The sequence below is a fragment of the Luteococcus japonicus genome, from assembly GCF_003752415.1.
Taxonomy (GTDB): domain Bacteria; phylum Actinomycetota; class Actinomycetes; order Propionibacteriales; family Propionibacteriaceae; genus Luteococcus; species Luteococcus japonicus.
This window is the reverse complement of record NZ_RKHG01000001.1, coordinates 649,585-663,123: the sequence shown is the minus strand read 5'-3', so window position 1 is coordinate 663,123 and position 13,539 is coordinate 649,585. Positions and strand designations below refer to the sequence as shown.

At 68.6% G+C, this 13,539-nt stretch carries 12 protein-coding genes; 10 read left to right on the top strand and 2 right to left on the bottom strand.

Annotated features, from left to right (window positions below; genetic code table 11):
- The first annotated feature begins 63 nt into the window (after window positions 1–63).
- A complete protein-coding gene (gene metH / locus EDD41_RS03205; RefSeq protein ID WP_123574937.1) occupies window positions 64–3,585 on the top strand; it encodes a methionine synthase in 3,522 nt (1,173 codons plus the stop codon).
- Between the two features lie 102 nt (window positions 3,586–3,687).
- On the top strand, window positions 3,688–4,161 hold the full coding sequence (locus EDD41_RS03200; RefSeq protein WP_123574936.1) for a YbhB/YbcL family Raf kinase inhibitor-like protein: 474 nt from the start codon (window positions 3,688–3,690) through the stop codon (window positions 4,159–4,161).
- A gap of 77 nt (window positions 4,162–4,238) precedes the next feature.
- On the opposite strand, the gene EDD41_RS03195 is transcribed toward EDD41_RS03200, so the two are convergent.
- Window positions 4,239–5,378: a S49 family peptidase gene (locus tag EDD41_RS03195; RefSeq protein WP_170165221.1), complete on the bottom strand. Its 1,140-nt coding sequence runs from the start codon at window positions 5,376–5,378 to the stop codon at window positions 4,239–4,241.
- Between the two features lie 282 nt (window positions 5,379–5,660).
- Between EDD41_RS03195 and EDD41_RS17735 the strand changes: the two genes are divergently transcribed.
- Genes EDD41_RS17735 through EDD41_RS03180 form a run of 3 tightly spaced genes read left to right on the top strand, consistent with a single transcriptional unit; the run spans window position 5,661 to window position 9,215 of the window.
- On the top strand, window positions 5,661–7,325 hold the full coding sequence (locus EDD41_RS17735) for an HAD-IA family hydrolase (protein WP_123574934.1): 1,665 nt from the start codon (window positions 5,661–5,663) through the stop codon (window positions 7,323–7,325).
- Between the two features lie 2 nt (window positions 7,326–7,327).
- Window positions 7,328–8,941: a proteasome ATPase gene (arc, locus tag EDD41_RS03185; RefSeq protein WP_094763739.1), complete on the top strand. Its 1,614-nt coding sequence runs from the start codon at window positions 7,328–7,330 to the stop codon at window positions 8,939–8,941.
- Between the two features lie 58 nt (window positions 8,942–8,999).
- Window positions 9,000–9,215: a hypothetical protein gene (locus EDD41_RS03180; RefSeq protein ID WP_170165220.1), complete on the top strand. Its 216-nt coding sequence runs from the start codon at window positions 9,000–9,002 to the stop codon at window positions 9,213–9,215.
- Between the two features lie 14 nt (window positions 9,216–9,229).
- On the opposite strand, the gene EDD41_RS03175 is transcribed toward EDD41_RS03180, so the two are convergent.
- Entirely contained in the window at window positions 9,230–9,580 is a 351-nt protein-coding gene (locus EDD41_RS03175) for a DUF3054 domain-containing protein (protein WP_123574933.1), read from the bottom strand.
- A 177-nt stretch (window positions 9,581–9,757) separates the two neighbouring features.
- Here EDD41_RS03175 and EDD41_RS03170 point away from each other — a divergent pair, with 177 nt between their 5' ends.
- The 5 genes from EDD41_RS03170 to EDD41_RS03150 are packed head-to-tail and all read left to right on the top strand — an operon-like array spanning window position 9,758 to window position 13,527.
- On the top strand, window positions 9,758–11,242 hold the full coding sequence (locus EDD41_RS03170) for a proteasome accessory factor PafA2 family protein (RefSeq protein WP_123574932.1): 1,485 nt from the start codon (window positions 9,758–9,760) through the stop codon (window positions 11,240–11,242).
- A gap of 25 nt (window positions 11,243–11,267) precedes the next feature.
- Window positions 11,268–11,456 carry a ubiquitin-like protein Pup gene (locus tag EDD41_RS03165; protein WP_094763735.1) on the top strand — a complete coding sequence of 63 codons (189 nt, stop codon included), beginning with the start codon at window positions 11,268–11,270 and terminating at the stop codon, window positions 11,454–11,456.
- Window positions 11,453–12,535 carry a prephenate dehydrogenase gene (locus EDD41_RS03160; RefSeq protein ID WP_094763734.1) on the top strand — a complete coding sequence of 361 codons (1,083 nt, stop codon included), beginning with the start codon at window positions 11,453–11,455 and terminating at the stop codon, window positions 12,533–12,535. The genes EDD41_RS03165 and EDD41_RS03160 overlap by 4 nt, the downstream gene beginning before the upstream one ends.
- Window positions 12,536–12,593: 58 nt before the next feature.
- Window positions 12,594–13,259: a (d)CMP kinase gene (gene cmk, locus EDD41_RS03155; RefSeq protein ID WP_245995520.1), complete on the top strand. Its 666-nt coding sequence runs from the start codon at window positions 12,594–12,596 to the stop codon at window positions 13,257–13,259.
- A gap of 40 nt (window positions 13,260–13,299) precedes the next feature.
- Window positions 13,300–13,527, top strand: coding sequence for a hypothetical protein (locus tag EDD41_RS03150; RefSeq protein WP_148060457.1), 228 nt, complete (start codon window positions 13,300–13,302; stop codon window positions 13,525–13,527).
- The last annotated feature ends 12 nt before the right edge of the window (window positions 13,528–13,539 follow it).

The following is a 13,539-nucleotide window of genomic DNA, read 5'->3' as shown; positions in this document are numbered from 1 at the left end:
ACCGGCCGTCCGCAGACTGGCGGTGGCCGGTGACTTTGGTCACACCACCATAGGGTGGTCGGTATGACTTCCACACCTGCACTGCGTGACCTGCTGCACCATCGCATCCTCGTGGCCGACGGGGCGATGGGCACCATGCTGCAGGCCGTGGACCTGTCCATGGACGACTTCGAGAACCTCGAGGGCTGCAATGAGGTGCTCTCGGTCACGCGTCCCGACGTCATCGCGTCCATTCATCGCGCCTATTTCGAGGCCGGTGCGGACATGGTGGAGACCAATACCTTCGGCACCAACCTGGCCGCGCTGGGGGAGTACGGGATCAGTGACCGGATCGAGGAACTGGCCGAAGCCAGCGCCCGGATCGCCAGGCGGGTGGCCGACGAGTTCACCACTGCCGACAAGCCACGCTTCGTGCTCGGATCCATCGGGCCCGGCACCAAGCTGCCCACGCTGGGCCACATCACCTTCGCCCAGATCCGCGATGCCTACCAGCGCCAGGTGACGGCCATGATCGCCGGCGGCATCGACGCGGTTCAGATCGAGACCTGCCAGGACCTCCTCCAGGCCAAGGCGGCGATCATCGCCACCAAGCGCGCCCGGGCAGCCGCCGGCATCGACCTGCCGATCTTCGTCAACATCACCGTCGAGACCACCGGAACCATGCTGCTGGGCAGCGAGATCGGCGCCGCCCTGACGGCCATCGAACCGCTCGGGGTCGACGTGATCGGGATGAACTGCGCCACCGGACCGGCCGAGATGAGCGAGCACCTGCGCCACCTCGCCAAGCACTCCCGCGCCGGCGTCGGGTGCATGCCCAATGCCGGCCTGCCGGTGCTCGGCCCCGACGGTGCGAGCTACCCGCTGGATCCCCAGGGCCTGTCCACGGCGCTGGACCGATTCGCCACCGACTACGGGCTGAGTGTGGTCGGCGGCTGCTGCGGCACCACCCCGGAGCACATCCGGCTGCTCGACCAGACCGTAGGCGGCCGCGAAGTGGCCGCGCGCACTCCCGAGCACGTGCACGGCGTCAGCTCGCTCTACTCCGAGGTGCCCCTCGCCCAGGACGCCAGCTACCTCAGCATCGGCGAACGCACCAATGCCAATGGCTCGAAGGCCTTCCGCGAGGCGATGCTGGCCGGGAACATCGACGAGTGCGTCGAGATCGCCAAGGCGCAGATCCGTGACGGCGCCCACCTGCTGGACCTGTGCACCGACTACGTTGGCCGCGACGGTGCCGCGGACATGCGGCAGCTGGCCAGCCGGTTCACCACCGCTGTCACCCTGCCGATCATGCTGGACTCCACCGAGCCCGAGGTGATCGAGGCCGGGCTGGAGACGCTGGCCGGTCGCTGCGTGATCAACTCGGTCAACTTCGAGGACGGCGACGGCCCCACCAGCCGCTACGCCCGGATCATGCCCGTCGTGCAGGAGCACGGTGCCGCCGTGGTCGCCCTGACCATCGACGAGGAGGGCCAGGCCCGCACCGCCGAGTGGAAGGTGCGCGTCGCCAGCCGGCTGATCGACGACCTGACAGAGAACTGGGGCCTGGAGGTGGGCGACATCCTCGTCGACTGCCTCACCTTCCCGATCGCCACCGGTCAGGAGGAGACCCGCCGCGACGGTCTGGAGACCATCGACGCCATCCGTGAGCTCAAGCGGCGATACCCGGGCGTGCGCACCACCTTGGGTGTGTCCAACATCTCCTTCGGACTCAATCCCGCCGCCAGGATCGTGCTGAACTCGGTCTTCCTGCACGAGTGCGTCGAGGCCGGTCTGGACTCCGCCATCGTGCACGCCGCCAAGATCATGCCGATGGACCGGATCCCCGACGAACAACGCGAGGTGGCGCTGGACCTGGTGCACGACCGTCGTCGGCCCGCCACCGACGACGAGCCCGGCTACGACCCACTGACCCGTTACCTGGGACTCTTCGAGGGCGTCAAGGCCGCCGACATGCGCGCCACCCGTGCGGCGGAGCTGGCGGCCCTGCCGCTGGCCGAACGCCTGCAGCGCCGCATCATCGACGGCGAATCGAAGGGCCTGGAGGCCGACCTCGACGAGGCGCTGCAGACCAAGAAGGCCCTCGACATCATCAACGAGGACCTGCTGGCCGGCATGAAGGTGGTCGGCGACCTGTTCGGATCCGGCCAGATGCAGCTGCCCTTCGTGCTGCAGTCGGCCGAGGTGATGAAGACCGCCGTCGCCTACCTGGAACCGCATCTGGAGGTCACCGACGACAGCTCAGGCAAGGGCACCATCGTGCTGGCCACCGTCAAGGGGGACGTGCACGACATCGGCAAGAACCTCGTCGACATCATCGTGTCCAACAACGGCTACTCCGTTGTGAACCTGGGCATCAAGCAGCCGATCAGCGCCATCGTCGAGGCGGCCGAGGCCAACAAGGCCGACGCGATCGGGATGAGCGGGTTGCTGGTCAAGTCCACCATGGTGATGAAGGACAACCTGGCCGAGCTGGACCAGCTGGGGCTGGGTGGCAAGTACCCGGTGATGCTGGGCGGCGCCGCGCTGACCCGCGCCTTCGTCGAGCACGACCTGAACGAGCAGTTCACCGGTGAGGTGCGCTACGCCAAGGACGCCTTCGAGGGACTGGCGCTGATGGACGCGGTGATGGCCGTCAAGCGGGGCGAACCCGGCGCCAAACTTCCCGACATCAAGCCGCGACGCATCCCCAAGGGACCCGCCGTGGAGATCGCCGAACCCGAACTGGGGGTCCGCTCCGACGTGGCGCGCCCAACCCCCGAGGGCGGAGTCGACGTCCCCACCCCGCCCTTCTGGGGCACGCGGGTGGTCAAGGGCATCCAGCTGGCCGAGGTGGTCGAATGGCTCGACGAGCGCGCCACCTTCCTGGGCCAGTGGGGTCTGAAGCCCGGCCGTGGCGATGACGGTGCCTCCTACGAGGAGCTCGTGGAGAGCGAGGGACGCCCGCGGCTGCGGATGTGGCTGGACCGCGTCAAGGCCGATTCGCTGGCCGAGTTCGCCGTGGTGCACGGATACTTCCCGTGCTACTCCGTCGACGAGACCCTCGTCGTGCTCGATCCAGAGGACCACGCCAAGGAGGTGGCCCGCTTCACCTTCCCGCGCCAGCGACGCGACCGTCGCCTCTGCCTGGCGGACTTCTTCCGGGACAAGCAGGAGTTCGACGACTTTGGCCCCGACGTGCTGCCGATGCAGCTGGTCACCATGGGTTCGGCCGTGGCCCGCGAGACGGCGAAGCTCTTCGAGGCCAACTCCTACCGTGACTACCTCGAACTGCACGGCCTGAGCGTTCAGCTGACCGAGGCGCTGGCGGAGATGTGGCACGCCCGGACCCGTGAGGAGCTGGGCTACGCGGCGACGAATTCCAACGTCGACCGGGCCATCCAGAAGCAGGACTACCGCGGTTCGCGCTACTCCTTCGGCTACCCGGCCTGCCCGGAGCTGACCGACCGCACCAAGCTCGTCGAGTTGCTGGAGCCGTGGCGGATCGGCGTCGAGCTGAGTGAGGAGCTGCAGCTGCACCCGGAGCAGTCCACGGACGCCATCGTCGTGCACCATGCGGAGGCGAAGTACTTCAACGCGAAGTGATCTCGACAGGCTCGGTCACCGGATTCGCCCCGTTGTCCGAGCCTGTCGAGGGAGGGGCCGAGTTCGTTCCTCGAGCGTGTCGAGGGGCCGTAGGCTGGCGGCATGCTCACACTGACCAGCCCGGCCTTCCGCGACGGTGAACCGATCCCGAAGCTGCACCTGGGGCCGGGGCACGGCCGCGACGTCTCGCCGGCGCTCTACTGGAGTGGGGCGCCGGCCGGGACCAAGGGATTCGCCCTGACCCTGACCGACGAGGACGCACCGGGCTACCAGCACTGGCTCGTCGTGTTGCCCGGCGTCGTGGACCAGACCCCAGAGGGCACCCTCCCGCCGGGATCCGTAGAGGGCAAGGGCACCCGGGCCCAGGGCTATGAGGGGCCGTGCCCGCCGTCGGGGCTGCACCACTACGTCTTCACGATCGCTGCACTGGACGTCTTCCCGAACCTGCGCAAGGGCTTCGGCGTCGACGAGCTGACCGATGCCATTGCCGGCCATGTGCTCGCCAGCGCGACCCTCGGTGGGACCTACCAGCCGAAGCTCGGTCTGCGCGGGCTGGCGAGGAAGTTTCGCGGCTGAGGTGAGGCCTCGACAGGCTCGGCCGTGGTTCCGATGGCCGAGCCTGTCGTTCTTCGGTCCCCGAGCCTGTCGAGGGGTCAGCGTCCGCAGAACTGGGTCGTCGGACCATTCCACGCCAGCACCTGCGGTGAGCCGGTGCAGATCACGCTGGTGATGCGCACCGCCTGGCCCTTCTCGGCCGTCGCGGCCGGTGCCTGGCCGTAGATGCGGGCCTCGGCACCCAGCAGGCTGTTCAGGAAGCCTGGCATAGTGGAGGCCTCGAGGCGGGTGTCCGCCGGATCCAGTCCATTGGCCTTCGCGGCCTCGCGGTAGGCCTCATCGCGGCCCAGCACCTCGTCGACCAGACCCTTCTTCTTGGCGGTCTCGGGATCGAAGATGTGGGCGCCCAGGTCATTGCGGATGGTGGCTTCGGGGATCTTGCGGTGCTGCGCGACCCAGCTGGTGAAGCCCGCATACTCGGCGGCCAGGCCGTCGGTCCACACCTTGCGTTCTTCCGGCGTCATGGCGCGGTAGGGATTGCCGAAGTCCTTGCCCTTGCCCTGCGAGATGTACTCGCTGGTGATGCCACCAGTGGTGGTCACGCCGCCGCCCAACAGGCCACCGTCAACGGCCTTGACGTCCTTGTACTGCTGGAAGGGTCCGCTGATCACGCCGATGGAGCCCACCAGGGTCCCGTGGTCCGCGATGATCTTGTCCGCGGGGGCCATGGCGAACATGCCGCCCGAGGCACTCATGCCCTCGACGACGGCAACCACCTTGTGGCCGGTGCGCTCCTTGTACCGGATGACGGCTTCGCCGATGGCCCGCGAACCGTTGATGGTGCCGCCGGGCGTGTCCATCCGCAGCACCAGGCCGTCGGCGTCCTCCTTGGTCATCTGGTCGATGGTGTCGGCCACCTCGTAGCCGTAGGTGGCCTGGGTCAGCCCCATGCCCTGGTCTCCGCCGGCCATGATCGCGCCGCGCACGTCGATGGCGCGCAGCGTCTTGCTGGCGTCGTCAGAGCCCCAGACGGTCTCGTAGCTGGTGCCGTCCGCGCTGGGTGTCGTGGCGCCGTCCACCAGGGCACCGATCCCGGCGAAGGTGGCCATCGTCAGGAGGCTGCCGACCACCGACAGTCCCAGCAGTACCGTCCCGGCGCCCAGAGCGCCGCCGAAGCCGTAGCCAAAGCCCCGCTTGAAGGTGCCCTGCGACGGGGCGACGACGGGTGAGAATCCCACGGGTGCGATTCCCACGGATGAGGGGCGAGGTGTCTGGGACGGGGCAACTGGTGGCGGCCAGCCGGCCTCCGGCCGAGGCGCGGGGGCGGACCCGCTGGGCTGGTCGTTCGACGGGGTCTTCGGCGAAAGCTCGTCGGTCATGGGATTCCCTTCGCGTGGTGGGTGATGCCTTCCATCGTCGCGTGCCCGGCGTGCATTCCGCAGGCACTTCGGGGTGTGTCTGGGCAACTGGCTTGCGCGCGGTGCCGCGCTGTGGGTCGGCTCTGGAAGAATGGGTGCATCATGACCAATTCCTTCACTGCAGCCCGCCCCGCAGCCGTCCTGTGGGACTTCGACAGCACTCTGGTAGACACCGAACCCATCTGGATGCGCTGCGAGGTCCAGACCGCGCAGCACTTCGGCCTGGCGTGGAGCGAGGCAGACTCGCAGGCGATCGTCGGGATGTCCGTGTGGGGTCTGGCCGACCTGATGGCCGAGCGCCTGGGCCGCGACGACGTCACCGCCGACGACCTGCGGGTGGACCTGGAGCGTCGGGCCGTGGAGTCCATGGCGCAGGAAGGGGAGAAGCTCTTCCTGCCCGGCGCCCACGAACTGCTCACCGAGATGCGCCAGCAGCAGGTGCGTATCGCGCTGGTCAGTTCCACCCCGCGCTACATCCTGGAGGCGATCCTCGCGAGCCTGCCGGAGCTCGGTTTCGAGGCCATCGTCGGTGGCGACGAGGTGGAGAACAACAAGCCCGCACCCGACGGGTACGTCAAGGCGGCCGAGTTGTTGGGTGTCGACGTCACCAAGTGTCTGGTGCTGGAGGACTCGCCGACGGGTGCCGACGCGGGCCAGGCCTCGGGTGCCGTGGTGGTGGCCATCCCGTCGACGATCCCGGTTCCCGAGGCCCGCCGTCGCATGGTGATCGACTCCCTCGAAGGCGTCACCTGCACGCTGCTCTTCCAGCTCTACCGCCGCTGTATCGGCCGCCCGGCCAAGATGGAGACTCCGGCCATCCCCGTCAGCGACGGCCTGTCCGGTGTGCGCTCGGGCCCGCTGCAGGCGGGGGAGCGGGTGACCCTGACGGACAACAAGGGCCGCCGCCACTCCGTGCAGCTGACCCCGGGCAAGAACTTTCACACCACCAAGGGGCACATCGCCCACGAGGCGATGATCGGTCAGCCCGAGGGCATCACGGTGGCCGCCAGCTCCGGCACCGTCTTCCTGGTCCTGCGGCCGTTGATGAGTGACTACATGGTCTCCATGCCCCGCGAGGCGGCCGTCATCTACCCCAAGGATGCCGCCCAGATCCTCATGTGGGGAGACATCTTCCCCGGCGCGCGCGTGCTGGAGGCGGGCGTCGGGTCGGGCGCGCTGAGCATCGCGATGCTGCGCGCCATCGGCCCCGAGGGCAAGCTGAACTCCTACGAACGTCGCCAGGAATTCGCAGACGTCGCCAAGGCCAATGTGGAGAACTTCCTGGGGCAGCCGCACCCGGGGTGGACGCTTACCGTGGGTGACCTGGTGGAGAGCCTGCGCGACGAGCCCGTCGACCGTGCCGTGCTGGACATGTTGGCGCCCTGGGAGTGCATCGACGCAGTGGGTGACGTGCTGGTCCCCGGCGGTGTGCTCACCTGCTACGTCGCCACTGCCACCCAGCTGGGGCGGGTCGCCGACACCCTGCGTACGCATGGTGGCTGGACCGAGCCGCATGCCACCGAGACCACCACACGCGACTGGCACGCCGAAGGCCTGGCGATCCGTCCGGGGCATGGTTCGACGGGGCACACCGGATTCCTGATCCATTCGCGCCGGCTGGCACCCGGCGTCGAGGCCCCGATGCGCAAGCGTCGTCCTGCGCCCGGCGCCTATGGCCCGGACTACCACGGCCCGCGGCCGAAGAACATTCCGATGAGCAACCAGGAGGTACCCGACAGCGGCGTGGACTCCCCCGGGGAGGAGTGACCATGGCGGGCTTCGAGCAGCAGTTCACCCCGGGCAATGGCTACAACCACCGGCTGGAGATGGCCGAGCGCAGGATGAACGACGCGCGTGCGGATGCGCGCAACCTGGCGGCCAGCAACGAGAGGCTGAACAAGACGCTGCGCGAGGCCCGAACCAAGCTGGTCACGCTCAAGGCCGAGGTGGATGCCCTGGCGAGGCCGCCGCTGAACCGGGCACTCGTGATCGCGGTCCATGAGGCCGACGAGGCGTCGGAGCGGCCGGCGACGCTGGAGGTCAGCGCCTTGGGCCGCATCATGCGGGTGGCCTGCCTGCCGGAGGTGCACGAGTCCGTCAGCGCCGGTGACTGGGTGCTGCTCAACGAGTCCAGCGTCGCCGTCTGGCGCACCGGGCCCTTGCTGTCGGGGGACCTGTCCACCGTCGTCGAGGCCGGCCCCGGTGGGGTCATCGTCCAGGGCTCGGGTGGCGACGAGGTGCTGCTCACGCCCGTTCCGAGCATGCTGGACGCGTTGCCCGAAGCGGGCGACTCCGTCCTGGTGGATCGTCGCGCCGGCTTGGCATTGGCCACCGTCGCTCGTAGCCGCGTGGAGGAGCTGGTGCTGGAGGAGGTGCCTGACGTCTCCTATGCCGACATCGGCGGGCTGGGCGAGCAGATCGGCCAGATCCGCGACGCCGTCGAGCTGCCCTTCCGGCACCGCGACGCCTACCGCCGCTACGGCCTGACAGCCCCGAAGGGGATCCTGCTCTACGGCCCGCCCGGCTGCGGCAAGACCATGATCGCCAAGGCCGTCGCCAACTCGCTGGGCGCCGGCATCGACGGGCGGGGCGGATCCTACTTCCTGAACATCAAGGGCCCCGAGTTGCTCAACAAGTACGTGGGGGAGTCCGAACGCCAGATCCGGGCCATCTTCGCCCGCGCCCGCGAGCACGCCAGCGAGGGCAAGCCGGTCATCGTCTTCTTCGACGAGATGGACTCACTTTTCCGCACCCGTGGTTCCGGCGTCAGCTCGGACGTGGAGAACACCATCGTTCCCCAGCTGCTCAGCGAGATCGACGGCGTCGAGGGGATTGACAACGTGATCATCATCGGCGCCTCGAACCGGGAGGACATGATCGACCCGGCGATCCTGCGTCCCGGCCGGCTGGACGTGAAGATCAAGCTGGACCGCCCCACCCGGGACGGTGCCGCCGAGATCTTCGCGAAGTACCTCACGGGGGCCGTGCCGCTGCATCCCGACGCGGAGTCCGTCGGTCAGCTGGTGGAGCTGGCCTGCGAGGAGGTCTATTCCCGGCGTGAGGAGAACCGCTTCCTGGAGGTCACCTACGCCAGCGGGGAGCGTGAGGTGCTCATGTTCGGGGACTTCGCCTCGGGGGCCATGATCCGCAACATCGTGGACCGCGCCAAGAAGGCCGCCATCAAGGACGAGCTGGCTGGTGGTCCCGGCGGTGTCTCATGTGCGGGGATCATCGAGGCCTGCAGGGCGGAGTTCGTGGAGAACGAGGACCTGCCCAACACCACCAACCCGGATGACTGGGCCAGGATCAGTGGGCGTCGAGGGGAGCGGATCGTGTTCATTCGCACCCTGGTGGGGGACAGTCGTGGCCAGACCCTGGACTGAGGGCGAGCCTGTGACGCATCGGCGCACTGGGCTGCTGGCCGCAGTGTCGTTGGCCGCGGTGCTCCTGATCCTCCTGCAAGTCTTCTGGGTCGTGACCCGGCAGGGAGATCGTCAGCGCGATCGATGTCTTGAGGCGGCGTCGGTGGCCAGCAACCAGGTGGAACTGACCATGCGCTCTGAAGCGTGGCGAAATCGTGTGGTCTGTCACTGGTCGGATCCGAGCAATCCTGCCGATGCCACCGAGGTCGAGGTGGCCAATCTCTCCCTGCGCTGAAGAGGGACCCGGGTTCAGATCCCGACGAGCTTCTTTCGCAGCAGCAGGCGCCAGCCCACCAGGAAGATCCCGGTCACGACGAGGGTGACGATGATGAAGCCGGTCTGGGTGCCGCCGCCGGCCGCCGCGCGCAATCCGAGGCCGCCCAGGGCGGTGCACAGCCAGACGAAGACGCCCGCGGCGAGCGTCCCGACGGGGCGATGACGCCACAGCAGGATCAGCCATGCGACGGCGCAGGCCACCAGGAAGGGCCAGACCACCGGCGCCAGACGGCTCACCAGGCTCTCGGAGTGGCTGAGCACCCCGATGATCGAGAAGAGCACCACGAGGGCAAGGTCAAGGGCCAGGGCAACTTGCTTCGTCATGCCATCACCATATCCGCGCCAGCCCGGGGACCGGCGACCAATCCTTGCGAGAGTTGCGCATGGAGCCCCTCCACCGGGGTGGTGGCCCGCTGCACAAGCGTGGCGCGGCGTTGGGAGGGCGACGAACGCGCAACTCTCGCGGGGATCGCCGGACCGGACCGGGGCTAGGGTCAGGATGTGAGCATCCTGGGGCTGGAGACCGAGTACGGCGTCTTCGTGGCGGGCGCCGCAGTGCAACCCGACCCGATCGGCCTGTCCGAGGCAGTGATCCGCAGCGTCGAGGCCCCTGGCACCAGCTTCGACTTCGCCGATGAACAGCCCTTGGTCGATGCCCGGGGAAGCGTGCTGCCACGGCACATTGCCCACCCAGACCTGCTCACCGACGAGGTGCGCCACATCAACCAGATGCTGGCCAATGGAGGCCGCAGCTATGTGGACCACGCCCACCCGGAATGGTCCGGCCCGGAGGTCTCCACCGCCCGCGAAGCGCTGGTCTGGGACCGAGCGGGTGACCGCTTGCACCGCGAGGCCGCGGAACGTGCCAGTGAGCGGACCGGGCTGACCATCCACCTGGTCAAGAACACCACAGACAACAAGGGCCGCAGCTACGGCTGTCACGAGAACTACCTGCTGCCGCGCGAGGCCCCCTTCGGGAGGATCGCGGAGCAGTTCGTCGGATTCCTTGCCAGCCGTGTCGTAGTCACCGGTGCTGGACGGGTCGGGCTGGGGCAGCGCGGGGAACGGCCCGGTTTCCAGACCAGCCAACGGGCGGACTTCTTCGAGCGACTCGTCGGCCTGGAGACCACCGTCAACCGGCCGATGGTCAACACCCGCGACGAACCGCATGCCGATGATGCTACCCACCGTCGGTTGCACGTCATCACGGGCGACGCGAACCTGTGCCAGGTGGCGACCCTCGTGAAGGTGGGCTCCGCCCAGCTGGCGCTGCGGGCGATCGTCGCCGGACAGCGGCTGCCGCAGCCCGTCGATCCGCTGACGGCGATGCGTGCCTGGAGCCGGGACCCCAGTTGTGGCGTGACCCAGCCATGTGATGACGGCATCGAACGCACCGCCGTCCAACTGCAGCGCCTGTGGTGGCAGGCCGCTTCCACCCAGCAGGGCCGGCCCGGGGCGATCGCCGACGCCGCCGACGTGCTGCGCCACTGGGACGGGATCCTGACAGACCTCGCGACCGATCCGATGCGCTGCGCTGACCGGGTCGACTGGGTGGCGAAACTGCGACTGCTGGAAGGACTGCGCGCCCGACACGGCTGCGGGTGGGGAGACGAGCGCTTGACGGCCCTGGACCTTCGTCTCGCGGATCACCGCTCCGGACTCTTCGACCGTCTGGAGGCCAGTGGAGCCCTGCAGACCCTGGTGGATGGCGCCGAAGTGACCGACGCCACCACCGCACCGCCGCCCAGCACCCGGGCCTGGCTGCGCGGCACCCTGGTGGGGCGGTTCTCGTCACACGTGGTGGCCGCCAACTGGGACCGGATCACCTTCGACATCCCACGCGGACACCGCACCCTGCATCTGGTCTCGCCGCTGGACGGGACACGCGACCAGTGGCAGGAGGGGATTGACCGCGTCCATGAGATGGACGGCCTGCTCGCCTGGGGAGACTCGATAGGCTGGACGACGCAGCCCACCGTGGGCTGATGGCTTTGTGTGAAAGAGGCGTGACGTGAGCGAGCAGCAGCGGGCCAACAGGGCCCGCACCGGCCACGAGCAGGACGAGCAGCCAGACGTCCAGCAGGCCGCAACCACCGGCTCCGACGAGGGCTTCGACGCCTTGCTGGACGAGATCGACGGGCTGCTGGAGAACAACGCCGCCGAGTATGTGCGCAGCTTCGTGCAGAAGGGCGGCCAGTGAGCCTGGTGCCCACCACGGGAGAGTTGGGCCCCGTGGTGGTGATCGGCGCCGGCCTGATCGGTGCCTCCATCGGCATGGCCCTCACGGCAGCCGGGGAGCGAGTGCACCTTGTCGACGCCTCCAATGTGCACGCCGTCGTGGCTTCCGGGCTGGGCGCGGGGCTGATCGACTTCCCGCAGACCGAGACCATCCGCCTGGTCGTCGTCGCCACGCCTCCGTCGGCAGTGGTGCAGGAAGTGCTGGAGGCCCTCGAGCTGTCGCCCCAGGCCGTGGTCACCGACGTCTCCTCGGTCAAGGGACGCGTGCTGGACAAGCTGCGCGCCACCGGAGCCGACATCAGCCGCTATGTCGGCTCCCACCCCATGGCCGGGTCCCAGTTCGCCGGCCCCCTGACCGCGAGCGGTGAACTCTTCGTGGACCGGACCTGGGTGGTCTGCCCTCGTCTGGACAATGCCCCCGAGCACGTCGAGCGGGTGCGTCAGCTGGCCCGCACCTGTGGAGCGCGACTCGTGGAGATGGAGGCCGCCGACCACGACGAGGCTGTGGCCCGCGTCAGCCATGTCCCGCAGTTGATGAGCAGCCTGACCGCCGGAAACCTGCGCGACGTCCCCGACCGTCACCTGCAGCTGGCCGGCCAGGGGGTGCGCGACGTCACGCGCATCGCCGCCTCGGATCCGGTGCTGTGGCGCCAGATCATCCAGGCCAACTCCTCGGCCATCCGTCTTGAGCTGGAGGGCATTCGCCGCGACCTGGACGAGCTGTTCGTGGTGCTGGATGACCCCACGGGCCTGGAGGGATTCATGGCCAGGGGTCGCGAGGGTGCGAGGACACTTCCCGGTAAGCACGGCAGCATTCCCGTTGAGTGGGAGGCCGTCGTCATCGAGATTCCCGACACCCCCGGCGCGCTGGCGCACCTGTTCGCGGACATCGGTTCCGAGGGGGTCAATGTCGAGGACCTCTCGATCGAGCACGGCAGCACCCGCGAGGTGGGCTACCTCTCGGTTCAGGTCTCACCCAGCCAGGCCAAGCACCTGCGTGAGGTGATGGTGGAGAAGGGCTGGAGGCTGCGCGTCGTCTGAGTCCTTCGTCGGCCGAGCTTGTCCAGGCCCGTCGCCTTCGAGTGGATAGGCTGTCGGGGTGACCGACAGCCTGCTCATCGCCATCGACGGACCCAGTGGTTCCGGCAAGTCCAGCACCTCCCGCGGGGTGGCCCAGCGCCTCGGCCTGGCCTACCTCGACACCGGCTCGCTCTACCGTGCGGCTGCCATCTGCTTCCTTGAGTCCGGTCTGGACGTCGCCCAGACGGAGCAGATCGCCGCGCTCGTCACCAGCGCGGCGATCACGCCGGGAACCGACCCCCTGCACCCTTCGACGATGCTCGACGGGCGTGATGTCACGGCCGAGATCCGCGAACCTCGGGTCAGCGAGAAGGTGTCCGTGGTGGCCACCAACCTGGCCGTGCGGGAATGGCTGAACGAGCAGTTCCGGACCATCATCGCCGCCGCGGACCGGCGGATCGTCGTGGAGGGACGTGACATCACCACCGTTGTCGCTCCCGACGCGGACCTGCGGGTGCTGCTGGTGGCGGACCCGGCGGCGCGGATCGCCCGTCGTCAGGCCGAACTGGGGGGTTCCGTGAATGCGGACCAGGTGACGGACCAGGTGGTGCGTCGGGACCGCGACGACGCGACGGTGAGCCAGTTCGAGGAGCCCGCGGAGGGCGTGGAGCTGGTGGACTCCACCCACATGGGCCTCGACGAGGTGATCGAGACGATCTGCGGCATGGTTCCCGGCCATGCCTGATGGGACGAACGCGGCAATGGTGTCCCTGCCAGACACCAGCATGCTGCGCACCGGGGCACCGTTGGCTGACCGGCTGCGACCGCCGCTCAATTGGCTGATTCGCCGGGTCTGGCGCGTGCGTGACCACCACCTCGACCGGGTTCCCACCGACGGGCCGGTGATCTTCGCCATCAATCACGTCGGGCTGTTGGACGGTCCGATGGCCGTGGCACTGATTCCTGACAGCCAGGCAATGGGGCTCTTCACAGATGAGGGTGTAGGTCGGTAGCGGGACCCGGGT